The following is a 17,053-nucleotide window of genomic DNA, read 5'->3' as shown; positions in this document are numbered from 1 at the left end:
ACCCCGAATTGCTGATCGCCGGCCGGGAACGCGCCTTCTGGACGTACTTCATGCGGCGGATCATGTGGGACCCGAGTGCGTACACGGACGTCGACGAGGACGAATACACCCGAGGTCTCGAAGAACCGGGCGGCAACCACGCGGTGTTCGAGCTGTACCGGGCGACCGAGACCGACGCCGATCAGAACCGACCGCAGTTCGCCGTCCCGCTGGAATGCCCGGTACTGGCCGTCGGGGGGCGCGCCTACCTCGCCGCGGAGCCTGGGGAGCAGATGGCTCAAGTCGCAATGCACGTCACACCTGTGGTGATCGAGCAGGCGGGGCACAACAACCCGTTGGAGGCACCAGGCGAACTCGGGCGCTGCTACCTCGATTTCTTCGCGACCGCGAAAGAATGACAGTTCAGCGACGCTTGTAGCGCCGCGCCGGCGACAGTCACCGCGTCACCTCGATCCGGTCGCCGACGACGGTCGACGGACTCCCGCTGCACGCACAGCCCTACACCCCGGCCCACCTGTGCCTGCCTGCTCATCTTCGCCCATCCCGCCCGGCCTGGGCCAACTCGTCGGTGTCGCCCCGCCTTCGTCCGGGGAGATTGCCGGACTGTTTGCTCTTCTGGCCGCCGTGCCCGACCCGCACTGCCGCCGGGGGTGTCGCCATCCGCTGGTGTTCGTCGTGGCCTTGGCCGCATGTGCGGTCCTGGCCGGCGCCTGCTCGCTCGCTGCGATCGCGGAGTGGGCCGCTGACGCCCCGCCCGACCTGCTGATCCGGCTTGGCGGGTCGGGCCGGGAACCAGACACCGGGCCGGCAGCCCCGGCCGAGGCCACCGTGCGGAGCGTGCTCCAGAGGATTGATGGCGATGCGTTGGATGCCGCGATCGGTACCTGGCTGGCCGGGCGATCCCGTGGCGGGGCGGCGGCGCAGCCAGCGGCCCTAGGGAGAGGTGATGCCCAACAGATGGGTCGCTCGTTCCGTGCGCAGATGGAGCGCGGTGCGGCCGTTGCGGTGTGTCGCTACCAGGCCCGCCCCTCGTAGCGCGCCCAGGTGTTGAGAGACCGCGCTGGGGGTGACGCCCAAGCGTGTGGCCAGGGCCGGGGTCGTCAGGGGTTCGGCCAAGGCGGCCAGCAGCGCCGTCCTCGTGTGGCCCAGCACTGGGGCCAGGCCTGCCAGTGTGGGTGGGGACGGCTCCCACAGGAGGCCGACGCCCATGGCCGGATAGCGGATCGACGCGGCGGTGACCGGGGACTTGTCGACGCCTACGTTCGGCCAGTTGAAGACGCTGGGCAGCACGACGAGGCCGTGTCCGCCGGTGTCCACCGTGGAGACGGAGTGCGGGGCCCGTCGGCCGTGCACCACCAGCTGGCCACCGTCCCAGGCGATGTCCCGGTGCAACTCCCCGAACAGGGCCTGCACCCCGCCGTCCACCAGGGTCAGCGCCCGCCTGCCGATGTCGGCCTCCAGCACCGTGCACATCCGACCCCAGTACGGAGCGATCACCAGCTCGTAGCAGCGGAGGAGCGCCTCCGCCAGCTGCGGCAGCACCGCCGCCGGCTCGGGGGCCTCCTCGGCCGGTACGCGCAGGACCGCGCCGTACTCTCGCCGGAAGAAGTCCTCCTCCGTGGCCCGCAGCAGGTCCAACTCCGCTGCCATCGACGGAAGCCGCTCTCCCGGTACCGGGAAGAGAAACGACGGCATCGGTCCCGCGATCAGTGCACGCAGCAGCGGCAGCTCCCGTTCGGCCGCAAGCAGCGGCCGCGCCTGGCGCACCCACGGCTGGTGCACGACGTGCCCGCCGGTGCCCAGCAGGATCCGCAGTGCCAGCACCGTCTCTCCCAGCGGCGAAATGGCGAACCGCACCTTGGCGACCGACGCCGCGGTGAACCTGATCTCGACCGCCATCCGGCCGCCCCCATCGTGTAGCTGTGGCTAAACGATAGCCAACGCTCACCGTCACCTTCAGGCTGCCGGGCATGGACTTCTTCACCGCGTACGACGGCACCAAACTCGCCTACCACGTAGTCGGCGACGGGTCGCCCGTGGTTTGTCTGCCCGGAGGGCCGACGGCCTCCGCATACCTCGGCGACCTCGGCGGGCTGTCCGCGCACCGGCAGTTGATCAGGCTGGATCTGCGCGGCACCGGTCAGTCCGCGGTGCCCAAGGACGCCGCCAGCTACCGCTGCGATCGCCTGGTCGATGACGTGGAGGCCCTGCGTGCGCACCTGGGCCTGGAGCGGATGGACCTGCTCGCGCACTGCGCCGGTGCGAATTTGGCCGCGCTGTACGCGGCCCGCCATGCGGACCACGTCCGCACGCTTTCGCTGATCACAGCGAGCGTCCGGGCAGTGGGTGTCGCGATCCCGGGCGAACTCCGGTGTGAGACCGCGCAGCTACGCCGGGACGAGCCGTGGTTCCCGGCGGCGTTCGCGGCCCTGGAGGCAATCATGGCGGGCCAGGCCGCTGTCGAGAATTGGCAGGCCATCGCGCCGTTCTCCTACGGGCGCTGGGACGCGGCGGCACGGGCACATCAGGCGGCCGACCAGGAGCAGCAGGACATGGACGTCATAGCGGCCTTCGGCGCCGAAGGCGCTTTCGACCCGGACACGACTCGTGCCTCTCTCGCCCGGTTCGCACCGCCGGTGCTCGTGCTGGCCGGTGAGGTCGACCTCGGTGCCCCGCCGCGCGCCCTGGCCGAACTCGCCAGGCTGTTCCCGAACGCCCGGCTCATTGTCCAGCCCGGAGCTGGCCACTTCCCCTGGCTCGACGACGCGGACCGGTTCGTGGCCACCACCGCGGCGTTCCTTCGATAGGTGACAGCACTCTGTTGCTCCCGCAGTCGGTGAAGAGTTCTCTACGCCCTCGTGATCCGAGTGGAAGATCATGCCTGCCGACACTTCATCGCGGATCCCGCCTGCGCTCGACCAGCTCCGCGAGCAGCCCGAGGTCGTATCCACAGAGGTTCCGGGCCTGTTGGAGCGGCTGGCCGAGGTGCCGGATCCGCGGGATGCGCGCGGGGTACGTCACCCGCTGGCCGTCGTGCTCGCGCTCGCTGCGTGTGCCGTGTTGTCCGGAGCGACCTCGCTGCTGACGGTCGGCGAGTGGATTGCCGATGCCCCGGCACTCGTGCTCCGACTGCTCGGCGTCCCCAGCGTGCTCTGCCCGCCGAGACGACGGTTCGCCGTCTGTTGGCCCGTGTCGACGCCGATGCGCGCGACCGAGCCGTCGGACGCTGGCCGGCAGATCGTCGTCCGAAGGCGACCGGGAATGCCGGGCTTCGTGGTCTGGCCGTGGACGGCAAGAGCCTGCGCGGCGCGACTAACTGATCGTTTCAGAATGAGTTGAGCTGCGGGTCTTGTGCTCGAGGATCTTGGTCGGCAGGGTGTCTGGGGTGCGTGCTGATCTTGTTCCGGACGACCTGTGGGAGCGGGTGGCCCCGCTGCTGCCGTCCGCTCCTGAGCGGCGCCGTCGCTATCCCGGGCGGTTGCGTGTTCCTGACCGAGTGGCCCTCGCCGGAGTCCTGTTCGTGCTGCGAACGGGTATCGCGTGGCGTGATGTTCCCGCGGAGACGGTGGGCTGTTCCGGTGTGACGGCCTGGCGGCGGCTGCGGGATTGGACCGAGGCCGGCGTGTGGCCGCGCCTGCATGCTGCCTTGCTGACCGAGCTGCGCCGCGCCGGTCTGCTGAACCTGGACGACTGCGCCGTGGACGGGTCGCACGTCCGGGCTCTCAAAGGGGGGATCATGTCGGCCCTTCGCCCGTCGACCGTGCCCGCCCCGGATCCAAGCACCACCTGATTGTCGACCGTCACGGAACCCCGCTCGCCGTCACGCTCACCGGCGGCAATCGGCACGACGTCACCCAGCTCCTGCCGCTACTGGACGCCGTTCCGTCGATCCGGGGTCTCCGGGGACGTCCCCGCCGCAAGCCCCGGCGCCTGTATGCGGACCGGGGCTACGACTTTGACAAGTACCGCCGCCTGCTGTGGAAGCGGGGCATCAAGCCGTTGATCGCGCGACGCGGCGTCGGCCACGGTTCCGGGCTGGGCAAGGTGCGCTGGGTCGTCGAGCGAGCCTTCGCCTGGCTGCACCAGTTCAAACGGCTCCGCACCCGCTACGAGCGACGGGCCGATCTCCATCAGGGCCTGCTCGAACTGGCCTGCAGCCTCATATGCCTGCGCCGCTTGCGAACCTCATCCTGAAGCGATCAGTTGGCCACGCTGAACCACCCGGGCTGCACCTCGGTCAGAAGCGGTTGTAGGGACCGCACTGCGGCCTGCAGGTCCTGATCCGTGACGTCAAGAGGCTCCGGCAGGCTCTGCCCGTACCAGCGCAGCCGCCAAAGGTCGAAGACTTCGCTCCCGTCGGCTGCGAAGTCCACATCGACTTCAGCGCCGTTGTCGCACTCGAAGCGGCACCCTGCCCCATGAACCGAGTAGGAGTAGGTGCCGACGTGGCCACTCCGGCTGATCCGGCGCGAACGGGCCAGGCCGAGGAAATCTGCCAGTCGCTCCAGCGAGGGAATCGCCACCCTCATGGCCTCGTTGATCGCGTTTAGATCGTGGACGTAGCCGAGCACAAGGTCCCGTGCAGCCCCAACACGCTCCATACGGCGTCATCCCCCCTGAGCCCGTGGCTGATGGGATTGTTCCATGAGGCCGCCTGCATCTCCGCAGGATGGCATTCTGAAACGATCAGTAAGGCCCACGGTCGGAAGATTCACCTGCTCGCCGCCCGTGACCACGCCAGTGGCCTGGTCCTGGCCCAGCTCGACGTCGGCGAGAAAACCAACGAGATCACCTGCTTCCAGCCACTGCTGGGCGCCGTCACGGACCTCGCCGACACGGTGGTTACCAGCGACGCCCTGCACACCCAGCGCGAGCACGCCGACTACCTCCTGGCCCGTGAGGCCCACTACATGGTGTTCGTAAAGGGCAACCAGAAGAACCTCCACAAGCAGCTCAAGTCCGTGCCCTGGAACGACGTCCCTCTCCAGGAGCGGGTCAGGGGCGTCAGCCACGGTCGTGCCGAAATCCGCCGCATCAAGGTCGCCACCGTGAACAACCACCACTTCCCCGGAGCTCGGCAGGTCATCCAGGTCAAGCGCCGCCGCACCTGCCGCAAGACCGACAGGACCACCATCAAGACCGTCTACGCGGTGACCAGTCTGACCGCCGAACAGGCCACGCTCGCCCAGCTCGCCAAGCTGGTCAAAGACCACTGGCAGGTCGAGGCCCTGCACCACGTACGTGACACCACCTTCGCCGAGGACGCCTCTCAGCTGCGGACCGGCAACGCCCCAGAATGCCGGCCAGTTGGCGCAATCTCGACATCGGCGCTCTCAAGCTGGCGAGCGTGAAGAACATCGCGGCCGGCCTCCGCCGCAACGCTCGCGCCCCGCCGCCCCCTCTCACTCCTCGACCTCGGCTGATCACAATCCGGACGTCGCGCGACTACGCCGAAGTGCTGGGCACCGGTCAAGCGCGGTGTCGCACGGCTGAAGGGGCAGCGGCTCACAATTCAGCCGTCGCCGACAGAGGGCGGCGGGGGCCCAACTCGCCTCGCGCACCCAGCCACCAGGTGAAGGAAGTGAATGCTTCCTGTCCGGTCTCGGTGGCCAGGGCTGCAACGGAGGGCGCGGGCTGACGGTAGCGGGGCCGAGGCCAGGTATCGACAGGTCCCGGGCGCTTCGAGGCTACCGGTTGGGCGTCGAATGGGTGGGCGGTGATGTCCGCGCGGATGGCCAGCACGTAGTGGATTGCACGGTCGCGAGTGCGGCCCGTACGCGGGCGTTGGTGCCGAACGAGGCGGGGCAGCCACAGCGTTTACGGTCTTCGAGCCCGGGCAGGCCCGACGAACCCGCCAAGCCGGCGGCACATAGTGTCCAAATGCAGCCCCGTCTCCCGGGCGATGCATCGTGGGAGCGTCCACGCGCGGCGTACAGCACCACCCGCGCACGCACCCGCACCCGGTGCTCGGTCCTGTGACCGTAGGCCATCTTCTTCAACCGCGCCCGTTCGGCGGCACTCGCCGCTGTCGGACAAGGGGTGCGGACGGGCATGGCGGGCGAAACGATTGGCCGAAGTGGATCACTGGTACCTCGCAGCCTGCCCCGCCCAGCACCGCCCCAGCCTCCGCAATGACCGGTGAAGAGGCCACGTGGACAGGGAAAACGCAACTTCGACATGGCCCGCGGAGGCAGCTACCTTCACCTGGTCTTCGGCGATCGCCCAGGGTCGCACGGGAGTTCCTTGAGGCCGAGCCACCCGCGACGGAATGAGTTGGTCGCCCTCCACGAATCCTCGTCCCCATGCGTAAGCCACCGAAGCGGGTCCACACCAGGCACCCCCAACCAAGGAGAGACGTATGCCCCATCTTGCGCTGTACACATTCGGCATCCTGAAGTCGCCTCTCGCCGATCCCGCACCTCTCACGCGCGAGTTCTACGAAAGTGGTGAGGCCGTCTACCGGAAGGTCAGTCAGCACCCCGGGTACCTCGCTCGTGCTGAAGCGGCAGACGGTGACCGGGGCATGCTCTTCGAGGCGGACTGGGGTGCATGGGGAGAGTTCGCCGTACCGACCTGGTACGGCAAGGGCCGTACGGTGCAAACCACCGCCCTGGCCGCGACACTCTCACTCTGGACCGACCTGCGCCCCGCCTTCGACGCCGTCTACACGGGTCTGCACCGTGAGGCGCTGAACAGGCGTTACGACTGGTTCGAGAGGACAGAGCACCCGAATTACGTGTGCTGGTGGGTCTCCGACGGCGTGACACCCACCTGGCGGGACGGGGTCTCCAGGCTGGAGCACCTCCACGACCACGGCTCCGCGCCGCACGCCTTCACCTTCCACCACTCGTTCACCCCGGACGGAACTTTGACCAGGATCAACGGCATCGGGCCGAAGAGCGACCAGGTTCGCTGACAAGGAAGCCTCAACGACTGGGGTCGCTGTCAAACGCCTCGATTGAATAGATGCGGCGGGTGAGGAAGGCCGGCCAGCAGTGGTACTCGGAGAAAGGCGTCCCGCCACGACCTCGGCGGCGAATGGGAACTCCGCTGGCTGGACGGGCCGGACACCACACCGGCCACGGTCCGCAGGGCCTCCTTGCCCGCCCAGGTGCCTGGCGAGGTGCACACCGCACTGCTCAACGTCGGCCACCTGGCCGACCCCGACGTGGGACTCGGCGAGCTGGAACAGGACTGGGTGGGCCGCTCCCAGTGGTCGTACCGCCGTTCCTTCCCATGGAAACCGACCCGCGGCACCCGCACCGACCTGGTCGCAGACGGTCTCGACACCATAACCGAGGTGTATGTCAACGGGCACCACGTCGGCGCCACCCGCGACCAGCACCTCGCCTACCGGTGGCCGGTCGACCAGGCGCTGGTGCCCGGCAACAACACGATCGAGGTGCGTTTCACTTCCGCCTGGGACGCGGCCCTCGCACACGAGCGCGACCACGGCCCGCTGCCTTCCCCCTACGACGAGCCGTACCCGCACATCCGCAAGACGGCGGCCAACTTCGGCTGGGACTGGGGGCCGCACTACGTCACCGCCGGCATCTGGCGCGATATCAGACTGGAGACGTACGTCGGCCGGATCGACCACATCCGACCGCTCATCCGGCTTGCCGACGACCACCGCAGTGCAGAGGTCACCGTGCACATCAGCGTCGACGCGCCCACCGGCTCCCGCGTCCTAGTCGAACTGGCCGGCCCCGACACCCTGACCAGCCGCGCCACCGCAACACGCATCACCGAACGCATCGACCAGGCCGTAGCCGGCAATGCCAACCTGCTGCGGGTCTGGGGAGGCGGCCACTTCGCCACCGAGGAGTTCCTGAACGCCTGCGACGACCGGGGCATCCTGGTCTGGCACGACTTCCTCTTCGCCTGCGCCGCTTACTGCGAGGACGAAACCACCGCGGCACTGGTCGCTGCCGAGGCCGAGCAGGCCGTCAGCGGCACTGGTCGCTGCCGAGGCCGAGCAGGCCGTCGCCCGCATGTCGCCGCACCCCAGCCTGGTGGTGTGGTGCGGCGGCAACGAGACAGTACTGGGCCGACACCACTGGGGATGGGGCGGCCAGATCGGCGAGCGAGGGTGGGGCGCACGTCACTACCTCGACGTACTGGCCCGTCTCGACCCGACCCGCCCGTACGTGCCCAACTCCCCATGGTCCGGCGCCCTCGACACCGATCCGGCGCCCTCGACACCGACCCGGCGGCCGACACGCACGGCCCCAGCCACCTCTGGGACGCCTGGAACGAGGCGGACTACGCCCACTACCGGGACCACGACCCGTCGTTCGTCGCCGAGATGGGCTGGTGCGGGCCCGCCGCCTGGACCACCCTGGAGCGGGTGCTCGGCGGCGAGACCCGCGGCCCCGCCTCCCCACTGACCCGCCACCACCTGCGGGCCATCGACGGAATGCACAAGCTGACCCGCGGCCTCCAGCCGCACATGCCCACGCCCGCCGAGGGCGCGGACTGGCACTTCGCCACTCAACTGGTGCAAGCCCGCGCTGTCGCTGCCGGAGTGGAATGGCTGCGCTCGCGGGAACGCTGCGGAGGGGCAATCGTCTGGCAACTCAACGACTGCTGGCCGGCAATCAGTTGGTCCGCAATTGATGTCGCCGGCATCGAGAAACCGCTCTGGCACGCTCTGCGCCATTCCTTCGCCCCGCGCCTGGCCACCGTGCAACCCATCGCCCCCGGTCCGACGCACGACCCGACAGGCAGAAAGGGATTGGCATTCACGCTGGTCAACGACACGGCAGCAGAATGGGCCCCGACGGTCGACGTCCTACGAATCGGCCTGGACGGCCGCGAGTTGGCCCGTACCCGCCTCGAAGTGTCCTGCCCGGCCGGCGCCCTAGTCACTCTTCCCCTGGACAAGGCAGTGGCCTCTCCGACGGACCCGCACGCCGAGCTCCTGATCGTGGACGCGGATGGCGTACGCACGACATGGGCCTACCGCACCGACCGCACCCTGACAGCCCCGCAGCCCGTCCTCGAGGTGACCGATACCTTCGCCGACGGCGTCCTTCACCTGACGGTGACGGCCCGGACAGTCACACGCGACATCTGCGTCTTCCCCGATCGCCTCGCCACGCCCCTCGGCGTTCCTCCGCAAACCCTGATGGTCGACACCTCCATGGTCACTCTCCTTCCAGGCGAGTCCCACACCTTTCATATCGCCTCCCGCGCAGACGAAACCCTGCGTCATACCCCGATCCCCTCGTCCTTCATCCGCCTGGCGGTCCGGTCAGCGTCCGACCTCACCCAGTAGGACCGTGGCGTACGTCCACAACTGGTCGTTGCCACGCCGGGAGAAGTGCGGCCCGGAATCCAGCGGCAACGACCAAGGACGAGAAGTGGAGTTGGTCTGAGGCTCGGAGGAACTACCTGGGAACAGAGCCGAAAGGGGTGGCATCAGGGCTCGTCGATCAGTTCGGTCGCACGAATAACCGCGCTGAGAGCATCCGGGCGCCCTGTGCGTTGGTGAACATCGAGACAGGTGTCGGCGAGCTTGATGACGTGTTCGTCCTGGTGGCGGACGGCCAGGGCGAATGTCTCTTCTGCTGACTGGGGTGCGGCGGGGAGTGTGTGTCGAGGTGCGGGTGCGTCAGGGGTGTAGGCCGCGGCGACGGCCGCGCTCGCCCCCCAGGCCGCGTGCAGGCTCATGACCCATTGGGCGCTGGGCAGTGCGGGCAAGGTACGCAGCACAGCCATGGGTGCGGTTGCCGCGTGAACCAGCATGACGGGCGAGCCGTGCGCGTTCGGGAGGTAGTGCAGGGCACCAGCCGTCGTCAGTTCGGCCAGCAGGTCCCGGGCCGCCCCGGCGTCCTCGGCGGGTCTCAGCGCGGCCAGCGCGCTTGGCCAGCCGGTCAGGCTGGTGAGCTGGTCGAGCCGGTGGTTGATGCCCCCGGTCTGGTCGGGAACGCGCGGAACGCCCGCAAGAGCGGACGCCGCGTCGGCGGTTCCGGAAGGGGTGGGGGATGGCACCCGCTGCCAGCGCGCCGCCCAGTAGCCGAGGGCTTGGCCGAGCTCGGCCAAGCGCGGTCCGTCCTCGTGGTCCAGCAGGGCGTGGACGGCGTGGCCAGTACGGATCACCCCGTGGGTGGCACCGGCCGCGATACCGGGCAAAAGCCGTGGCCACCACGTCTCCAGTACCTCGCGCCAGGGCCGTTCGGTCATCTCTCGTTCGAAGAACGCAAGCCAGTCACCGAGACGATGCGGGTCCCCGAGCGCTGTGCGCCATTCGGCGGCGGTGATGGGCGAGGCGCCGCGGGGGCGATCGTCCAGCCGACTCATGTAGAGGTCCAACCAGCGGTGGACCTCTCGCGCGTGTCCACGTCTGACCATGGATTCCACTGCCATGGGACCGTGATTGGTCAGCCAGCCTTCAAATTCCGGTCCGGTCCCATGTAGCCGTTCGTAGGCCTCGTCGAGCGTGCCGTCGTTTCCCATGCGATCTGACTGTAGCCACGCGATGACGCACCATCATCGGTCCAGGGATCCAGACCCGCCCCTACGCCGGACTTAGGACCTTCTGTTCGGGCACGCTCTCGAGCGCCAGATCCAAATCTTCACGCCATCGCGGCTGACCAGGCATTTCAGCTCAGCCTTGGCCCAGCTCGACGTGGCCGAGAGGACCAACGGGATCATGTGCTTCCAGCCGCTGCCGGAGACCATCGATGATCTGGCGGGCGTGGTCGTGGCCGGCAACACGATGCACGCCCAGCGCGAGCATGCGCGTACCTGCTCAACGATGCGCACTGCATCGTGACCGTGCAGCAGAATCGGAAGAAACTCCGCAAGCTGCTGAAGTCCACGCATCGAGGTGGCCTGGTGGGCCCATGCCTTGTCATGATCGCCGGATGAGTGATGACCAGCGCACGACACCTTCCAAGGTGGCCGACGACCGTGTGTCGCTAACCTCGTTCCTGGACTATCAGCGCGCCACCTTGGCCATGAAGTGCGAGGGGCTGACCGCTGAACAGCTGAAGGAAAGGGCGGTGCCGACTTCAGGCCTGTCCTTGCTCGGCCTTGTCAGACACGCGGCCGAGGTCGAGCGCAGTTGGTTCCGTACGGTGCTGAGCGGAGAACAGGGCGCGGCCCTGTGGCCCGCGGTCGATGGTGTCTTCGGCGAGTTCCATGTGGACGACGCCGACGTGGACGAGGCGTTCACGCTCTGGCGTGAAGCATGTGAGGGCTCCCGCGCTGTCACCGACGCCTTCAAGTCCCTTGATGACACAGTGCAGTTCCGAGGCGAGGTCATCTCGCTGCGCTACGTCCTTACGCACATGATCGAGGAGTACGCACGTCACAACGGCGACGCTGACCTGCTGCGCGAGTCGGTCGACGGGGCGGTCGGCGAGTAGGCCGCCGGGCGAAGCAGATCGGCATGGCCCGCCGAGGCCGCGGACCTGAGACGAGATGCGAGCCCCACGAAATGATCACGCCATGGGTGGAGTGATCGCGGCGTCGGAGCCGTCCGACGGAAGGTCTCGAGGACGTCGATGCTTCGCGGACAGTGCCGTTCAGGCGCGGCCGGGCGGGGTCAGTCGGCAGTTGTGCTCGGCATGTTGAGGGACGGTAGGGAGGATCGTTCCGGACGACTTATGGAAGAGGGCAAGGGTGCTGCTGCCGCTGGCGTGACTGCATCACTGCTCAGAGACGGAACCGAGCGCGGAAACGAGGCTGGGGATGATCAGTGCGGCAGCGTTGGCGCCGGGGACAACCACGGTCTGCGCGTCGAGCACGCAACGATTTCCTCGACCAGACGCTCAACCATCCGTGGCGCCTTCCATCGCAGCAAAGCGGCAAGGCGGCACCGGATTTCCTACGTGATCTGCACGGCGCAGCCCACTACCTGTGCCGCGCCTGTCCTCGATGTCAGTGGGCCGCGCACGTGACTCGGGCTGGCGACCTGAGGTGGGACGAAGGCGGCGGCTGCGGTTTCCGGACGACGGCGAAAGAAATCCGAACGCAGGAAGATCACCCCTTGGACGGCCCAAACCTAGTGTGAGCAGTGCGCGGAGACGCCGCGCACGCTGCACTTATGGGCCCCGAGGGCCCCCGAAAGGCCAGACCATGCACTCTCCCGTTCAGCAGCCGATCGGCTCCGGCTTCACCGCGGCGAACACCGCGCTGGAGGTCGTCGCAGGCGTCGATCTCACGGGTAAGACCGCGGTGGTGACCGGCGGCCACTCCGGTGTCGGGTTGGAGACCACCCGCGCTCTGAGTGCGGCAGGTGCCCAGGTCGTGGTGCCCGTCCGTGACCCCGCCAAGGACCGGGCCCGGCTGGCAGGCGCCGGAGACAACATCGAGGTCGCCCGGGTGGACCTCGCCGAGCCTGCCTCCGTGGACGACTTCGCCGCACGCTTCGTCGCCTCGGGCCGGCCGCTGCACATCCTCGTCAACAGCGCCGGGATCATGGGAGTGCCCCTGACCCGCGACAACCGCGGCTACGAGGCGCACTTCGCCACCAACCACCTCGGCCACTTCCAACTCGTCCGGCAACTGTGGCCGGCGCTGGCCGCCGCCGGCGGCGCGCGAGTGGTGAACGTTGCCGCCTGGGCCCACCGGATGTCCCCGATCGTCTTCGACGACCCGATGTTCGAGCACCGCGGCTACGAATGGATCCTCGCCTACGGACAGTCCAAGACCGCCAACATCCTGCACGCCGTCGGAATCACGGCCCGGGGCGCCGACGACGGCATCGAAGCGTTCGCCGTCCACCCTGGAGCGATCCCGAGCACCGACCTGTCCCCGTGGGCGACCCGGGACATCCTCCGCGCCATGGACCTCATGGACGAGGAAGGGAACTGGGTCATCGACCCCGAGGCCGGCAAGAAGACCCCACAGCAGGGCGCCTCCACCCAGACCTGGATGGCCACCGACCCGCGCCTGACCGGTCTCGGCGGCGTCTACGGTGAGAACAACGAGGTCTCCCCTCTCGTCGCGCTCCCTGAGCCCGACGATCTGCAGGCCCTCGCCGTCGCAGGCAAAACCTCGGTGGGCGTTGTTCCCCACGCTCTCGACCCCGACGTCGCCGACCGGCTCTGGGACCTCAGCGAGCGCCTCGTGCCCGGAACCGGAATCCGCTAGACCCCGGTTTTCGGGGGGCCACCTCACAGGGCCGCGCCCCGTGCATGACTAAGGTCGTTCCACCACTGCGGTACACCCTTGTCGGGATTCCGCGGTGGCGCGCTCTCAGCCGGCGGCGGGCACGGCCTCGTGCCCGGTAAAGCGGGTTCGGTATGCGCGGGGGGACTCGCCCACTTCGCGGCGGAAGGCGGTGCTGAAGGCACTGGCCGTTGAGTAGCCGAGGCGCATGGCCAGTTCGTCGACGCGCACGTCCTCGCCTCTGAGGGCACGCCGAGCCGCGTACATGCGCCAGCCGGTCAAGTAGGCCAGGGGCGGTTTCCCGACCACGGTGGCGAACCGTTCGGCGAACACGGTGCGGGACATGGCCGAGTGTCGGGCGAGTTCCTCCACGCGCCACGAGCGTCCGGGATCGGCGTGTATCGCCCGCAGCGCCGGGCGAAGGGCCTCGTCGAGTAGGCCGCGTGCCCATCCGATGGACACGGACTCCCCGTCTCGGACCGCGGCCCGGAGCACTTCGAGAATCACCAGGCGTGCGTGAAGCCGGCCAGCCGGTTCTGAGGCGACCCGCGTCGACATCGCCTCGTCGACGAGATGGTTCAGCGTCCTCGCCAGCCTCTCGGTGTCACGGCCTGCGGGCAGATACAACAAGGGCCCACTCAGGCCCCGACGAGCGCATCGGCTCCTTCCGACAGGTCGATGTGCCCCCCGACGACCACGGTGTCGTCACCACCGCCGGCCTCGTAGAAGGCCCGATCGGGGGGATGCGTGAACGTCGTTTGCAGCCCGCCCGTCTCCAAGGCGTCCTCGATGCCCACGAACTTGCAGCCATTGAGCACCACAACATCGCCCACACTCATGACCTGAGCGTCGGCGCCGTCCGCCGAGACCCGGACCCCTCCCCGGGCAACGGTGAGCAGCTTCAGCCGCACGTCCGGTCGAAACCCGGTGCGCCACCTGCCTCCTGCCGCGAATCCCGCCGAGATCACGCCGTTGACTTCCAGCAGGTCGAACACCGTGCCCAGGTCATCGCTCACATCGGCAAAGTATGACATCGGCCCGGCGGACGAAGGCGTGTGCGAGCCGCCGTCGGCGGCGCACTCCCCGACTACCGCCCGAACGAGGACCGCCCCGAGCCCAGACCCGAGCCGGCGGCCAGTTGCGCGCCGGCTTCGGCCAGCGTCACCACGTGCCAATCCCCCGCCGCTGCAAGGCCCCGATAGGCAGTGGCAGACCGGGGCTCCAACCACCGATTGTGCAGGCGGGAGACCGGCGAACCCAGCGTGCGGCCATGCTGCTACCTGGACCTGCGCCAGGAACTCGGTTCGTAGCGTCGCAGGCCTGGGACGGGTGGCGGGCTGCGGCACTCAAGGCCGGTTCGCTAGGGAACCAGCACGATCCGCCCCCGAACCCCGCCCTCCTCCAAATGCGCATGGGCCTTTGCGACTTCCACCAGTGGGTACCGCGCAGCCACGCGGAGGGTCAGGGCACCCTCGTCCACCAAGCGGACGAGCTCGGCCAGGCGTGAGCCGTCTGCGCTCGACTCGACGGCCGCCGTCCGCACACCGCGGGCCGGATCCGGGGCAGTGCCCGGGATGAGGGCGACGAAGGCGCCGCCGTCGCGCACCCACTCCAGGGTCGTCGGGCCGAGGACCCCCGCGTCCAGCACAGCGTCGAAGCTGCCGGCCGCGACGGCGCCGCTCGTGAAGGACGACGCCCCCACGGACCGTACAAACTCCTCGTCGCCCTCCCGGGCCAGCGCGGTCACCGCGATACCGCGGCGCGCGGCGAGCTGCACCGCGTAGCCGCCGACCGCGCCCGCCGCACCGGTGACCAGGAGGGACTGCCCGGACTCCAGCTCCAGCAGATCCAGGGCCTGTGCGGCGGTCAGCGCGTTCAGAGGCAGCGTCGCCGCCGCAACCGCGTCGACCGACGTCGGAGCGGCCGCCGCCGCGTCCGTCTCGACAACGACGTACTCGGCGTGCGTGCCCAGCGGCCTGACCAGGCCGTGGGCGACAGCCACCACCGCGTCGCCGACGTGCCACGTGCTCTCGGCCCCGGTGGCATCCACCGTCCCGGCGACGTCGAAGCCGAACCCGAGCTGCTGTCCCTCCCCTCCGAAGGCTCCGGACCGCACTGCCCCGTCCACCGGGTTCAGCCCGGCCGCCGACACCTTGATCCGCACCTGCCGCACCCCCGGCTCGGGTACCTCGGTCTCCACGATCTCCACCTTCTCGGGCCCGCCGAAGGCCCTCACCACAGCTGCACGCATGACTGAAATCTCCCGGTTATCACTGTCGGCTTTGGTATCTCCCCAGCCGTCAACAACCCTAGGAAGAGCTACTATCTCTTGGTAAGTAGTTACCTGAAGGTGCCTACGTTCCGTGGAGGTGAGCCATGGCGACCGTGACGGCCGCGCAGCGGCGCGAGCAGGCCCGCATCGAGTACGACGCATTCATCAAGGCCTGCCCCACCCACCAGCTAGTCGGCCGCATCAGCGAGAAGTGGGCCTGTCTCACCATCGCCGCACTGAGCGAGGGTCCCCGGCGCTACAGCGACATCGCCCGCACCATGGCCGGGGTGAGCCCCAAGATGCTGACGCAGACACTGCGGTCACTGGAGCGCGACGGACTCCTCACGCGCACGGTCACCCCGTCCGTCCCGGTCCGCGTCGACTACGAACTGACTGACCTGGGCCGCAGCCTCTCCGAGCTGATGATGTCCGTGAAGCGGTGGGCGGAGACCCACATCGAAGAGGTCCACGGGGCGCAGGAGCGGTACGACGCGGAGAACGACCAGGGCTGATCCGCCGAACCCCAGGAATCCGTACCTCCTGGAAGTGAAGCACTCCTGGACGGCTTCCCGTCGCTCACCTGCACCCGGCAGCCCTTCTGCTACGGTCCCTGGCCCAGCTGCCACCGCCGCAACCAGCTCTGGCTGCAGGACGGCACCCTGGCTCGTCTCACCACGCAACCCTGCCCGCCACCGATCGCATCTGGCAGACCGCGCTTCCCCGCACCCTCGCCCAGCATGAAGACGACCACGAGTTGGCAGACTCCGCCGACCCAAAGCCTCCCCCTGTCTGCCTGTTCGCCCGAAAGATGGGAGCCGTGCCCCTACCCACGCTCTTGCACCGCCGGCTGGCGGCCAGGAACAGGGGCATTCGATCAGCGTTCGTATTCCAAAGCAGCGTTCACGCTGCAGGCGCCTACTCGTGCGAGCTTGTCGATGATGTCCAGGCAACCGATCGCAGCCCGAGCCGGGGCACCGTGGCCACGCCGTCGCATGTCGGGGCGCGAACCGGTCAGCCCATGGCGATGCGGCTGAGGCACTCCCAGGACCGGTCCAGATTCACTTGAGCCTGGCCCATCTCCAGGACGTGATCGAAGGATTGGCTGCCGACGATGAAGCCGAGGGAGGTGTAGAGGAGCACAGCAGAGTTGCCGTCCTCGACACTCAGGCTGAGCCGAGCGGCTGGGCCTCTCGGCGGCTACCCGGATCAGCGCCTCCATGGGCGCCCGGCCGCGCCCGCGACCACGGTGCCCGGGCGGTGCGTCAAGGGTCAGCTGGGGGACGTCCGGGGCGACGAAGCCGTACCTGGGCTCATCCTCGGGCCGGTATCGCGCCCAGGCCCGCGCCGACCGGTTCGCCGACCTCGGTCTCTGCGAGAGCCCCGAAGCCACCTGCGGGGGCCAACCAACAAGGTAGGGCGCGGCGTGCACGACAAATGGATCGCCTCCCCCACAGCTACTTCCCAAAGGGCGACATGGACTCGATCGATCCCACGACCGAAGATCCACCCGACGTGATTACGCCGCCGACACGGGACATGACCAGATCCTGCCGCTTGGCTGGTCAACGAGCGGCTGGCCCACCACCGGTGCGCAGCCTGCGCCGGTCGTATCCTCGGCCTTCCTGACCACCACGTCCCGACCGAGTGGACACCGCGCCG

19 protein-coding genes are annotated in these 17,053 nt (G+C 68.7%); 12 read left to right on the top strand and 7 right to left on the bottom strand.

The window, feature by feature from the left end; genetic code table 11:
* The first annotated feature begins 8 nt into the window (after positions 1–8).
* A complete protein-coding gene (locus RCR19_RS33685; RefSeq protein ID WP_331268539.1) occupies positions 9–398 on the top strand; it encodes a hypothetical protein in 390 nt (129 codons plus the stop codon).
* Between the two features lie 118 nt (positions 399–516).
* Positions 517–1,035: a transposase family protein gene (locus RCR19_RS33680; protein ID WP_331268538.1), complete on the top strand. Its 519-nt coding sequence runs from the start codon at positions 517–519 to the stop codon at positions 1,033–1,035.
* On the opposite strand, the gene RCR19_RS33675 is transcribed toward RCR19_RS33680, so the two are convergent.
* On the bottom strand, positions 934–1,899 hold the full coding sequence (locus RCR19_RS33675) for a helix-turn-helix domain-containing protein (protein WP_331268537.1): 966 nt from the start codon (positions 1,897–1,899) through the stop codon (positions 934–936). The genes RCR19_RS33680 and RCR19_RS33675 overlap by 102 nt on opposite strands.
* A 71-nt stretch (positions 1,900–1,970) precedes the next feature.
* On the opposite strand from RCR19_RS33675, the gene RCR19_RS33670 reads away from it, so the two are divergent.
* The 3 genes from RCR19_RS33670 (at position 1,971) to RCR19_RS33660 (ending at position 4,194) form a co-directional block, all read left to right on the top strand.
* On the top strand, positions 1,971–2,807 hold the full coding sequence (locus tag RCR19_RS33670) for an alpha/beta hydrolase (RefSeq protein WP_331268536.1): 837 nt from the start codon (positions 1,971–1,973) through the stop codon (positions 2,805–2,807).
* Positions 2,808–2,877: 70 nt separating this feature from the next.
* Positions 2,878–3,339 (top strand): transposase family protein, encoded by a 462-nt coding sequence (locus RCR19_RS33665; protein ID WP_331268535.1) that lies wholly within the window; start codon positions 2,878–2,880, stop codon positions 3,337–3,339.
* 46 nt (positions 3,340–3,385) lie between these two features.
* Positions 3,386–4,194 (top strand): IS5 family transposase gene (locus RCR19_RS33660; protein ID WP_331268534.1). Its coding sequence is split into 2 segments (ribosomal slippage): positions 3,386–3,725 and positions 3,725–4,194, totalling 810 coding nucleotides; the frame shifts between segments, so codons are not numbered across the junction.
* A gap of 5 nt (positions 4,195–4,199) precedes the next feature.
* Here the strand turns inward: RCR19_RS33660 and RCR19_RS33655 are convergent.
* On the bottom strand, positions 4,200–4,601 hold the full coding sequence (locus RCR19_RS33655; RefSeq protein ID WP_059131993.1) for a hypothetical protein: 402 nt from the start codon (positions 4,599–4,601) through the stop codon (positions 4,200–4,202).
* Positions 4,602–4,631: 30 nt separating this feature from the next.
* On the opposite strand from RCR19_RS33655, the gene RCR19_RS33650 reads away from it, so the two are divergent.
* The 3 genes from RCR19_RS33650 (at position 4,632) to RCR19_RS33640 (ending at position 9,280) form a co-directional block, all read left to right on the top strand.
* Positions 4,632–5,351: an ISAs1 family transposase gene (locus RCR19_RS33650; RefSeq protein WP_331268533.1), complete on the top strand. Its 720-nt coding sequence runs from the start codon at positions 4,632–4,634 to the stop codon at positions 5,349–5,351.
* A 1,007-nt stretch (positions 5,352–6,358) separates the two neighbouring features.
* Positions 6,359–6,916, top strand: coding sequence for a DUF3291 domain-containing protein (locus tag RCR19_RS33645; protein ID WP_331268532.1), 558 nt, complete (start codon positions 6,359–6,361; stop codon positions 6,914–6,916).
* A gap of 207 nt (positions 6,917–7,123) precedes the next feature.
* Complete coding sequence (locus RCR19_RS33640; RefSeq protein WP_331268531.1) at positions 7,124–9,280, top strand: hypothetical protein; 2,157 nt, start codon at positions 7,124–7,126, stop codon at positions 9,278–9,280.
* A gap of 143 nt (positions 9,281–9,423) precedes the next feature.
* Here RCR19_RS33640 and RCR19_RS33635 read toward each other — a convergent pair whose 3' ends face one another.
* Positions 9,424–10,461 (bottom strand): questin oxidase family protein, encoded by a 1,038-nt coding sequence (locus RCR19_RS33635; RefSeq protein WP_331268530.1) that lies wholly within the window; start codon positions 10,459–10,461, stop codon positions 9,424–9,426.
* A gap of 157 nt (positions 10,462–10,618) precedes the next feature.
* Between RCR19_RS33635 and RCR19_RS33630 the strand changes: the two genes are divergently transcribed.
* From RCR19_RS33630 to RCR19_RS33620, 3 genes are all read left to right on the top strand, one after another.
* Positions 10,619–10,780, top strand: coding sequence for a hypothetical protein (locus RCR19_RS33630; protein WP_331268529.1), 162 nt, complete (start codon positions 10,619–10,621; stop codon positions 10,778–10,780).
* Positions 10,781–10,871: 91 nt separating this feature from the next.
* The gene (locus tag RCR19_RS33625; RefSeq protein WP_331268528.1) at positions 10,872–11,375 is read left to right on the top strand and encodes a DinB family protein; all 504 of its coding nucleotides are present in this window, start codon (positions 10,872–10,874) and stop codon (positions 11,373–11,375) included.
* Positions 11,376–12,087: 712 nt separating this feature from the next.
* Entirely contained in the window at positions 12,088–13,104 is a 1,017-nt protein-coding gene (locus RCR19_RS33620; protein WP_331268527.1) for an SDR family NAD(P)-dependent oxidoreductase, read from the top strand.
* Positions 13,105–13,209: 105 nt separating this feature from the next.
* Here RCR19_RS33620 and RCR19_RS33615 read toward each other — a convergent pair whose 3' ends face one another.
* The 3 genes from RCR19_RS33615 to RCR19_RS33605 all read right to left on the bottom strand — a co-directional run bounded on the left by RCR19_RS33615 (position 13,210) and on the right by RCR19_RS33605 (position 15,373).
* On the bottom strand, positions 13,210–13,584 hold the full coding sequence (locus RCR19_RS33615; protein ID WP_331268526.1) for an AraC family transcriptional regulator: 375 nt from the start codon (positions 13,582–13,584) through the stop codon (positions 13,210–13,212).
* 176 nt (positions 13,585–13,760) lie between these two features.
* Positions 13,761–14,138 carry a cupin domain-containing protein gene (locus RCR19_RS33610; protein WP_331268525.1) on the bottom strand — a complete coding sequence of 126 codons (378 nt, stop codon included), beginning with the start codon at positions 14,136–14,138 and terminating at the stop codon, positions 13,761–13,763.
* A 344-nt stretch (positions 14,139–14,482) separates the two neighbouring features.
* Positions 14,483–15,373 (bottom strand): NADP-dependent oxidoreductase, encoded by an 891-nt coding sequence (locus RCR19_RS33605; protein ID WP_331268524.1) that lies wholly within the window; start codon positions 15,371–15,373, stop codon positions 14,483–14,485.
* A gap of 125 nt (positions 15,374–15,498) precedes the next feature.
* On the opposite strand from RCR19_RS33605, the gene RCR19_RS33600 reads away from it, so the two are divergent.
* The gene (locus RCR19_RS33600) at positions 15,499–15,906 is read left to right on the top strand and encodes a helix-turn-helix domain-containing protein (RefSeq protein WP_331268523.1); all 408 of its coding nucleotides are present in this window, start codon (positions 15,499–15,501) and stop codon (positions 15,904–15,906) included.
* Between the two features lie 499 nt (positions 15,907–16,405).
* Here the strand turns inward: RCR19_RS33600 and RCR19_RS33595 are convergent, their stop codons facing one another.
* Complete coding sequence (locus tag RCR19_RS33595) at positions 16,406–16,534, bottom strand: hypothetical protein (RefSeq protein WP_331268522.1); 129 nt, start codon at positions 16,532–16,534, stop codon at positions 16,406–16,408.
* Positions 16,535–17,053: the final 519 nt, after the last annotated feature.

The organism is Streptomyces sp. WAC07094 (assembly GCF_036320405.1).
Lineage (GTDB): Bacteria > Actinomycetota > Actinomycetes > Streptomycetales > Streptomycetaceae > Streptomyces > Streptomyces lannensis.
Note: the sequence above shows the minus strand (reverse complement) of the source record. Positions and strands in the feature narration are given on the sequence as shown.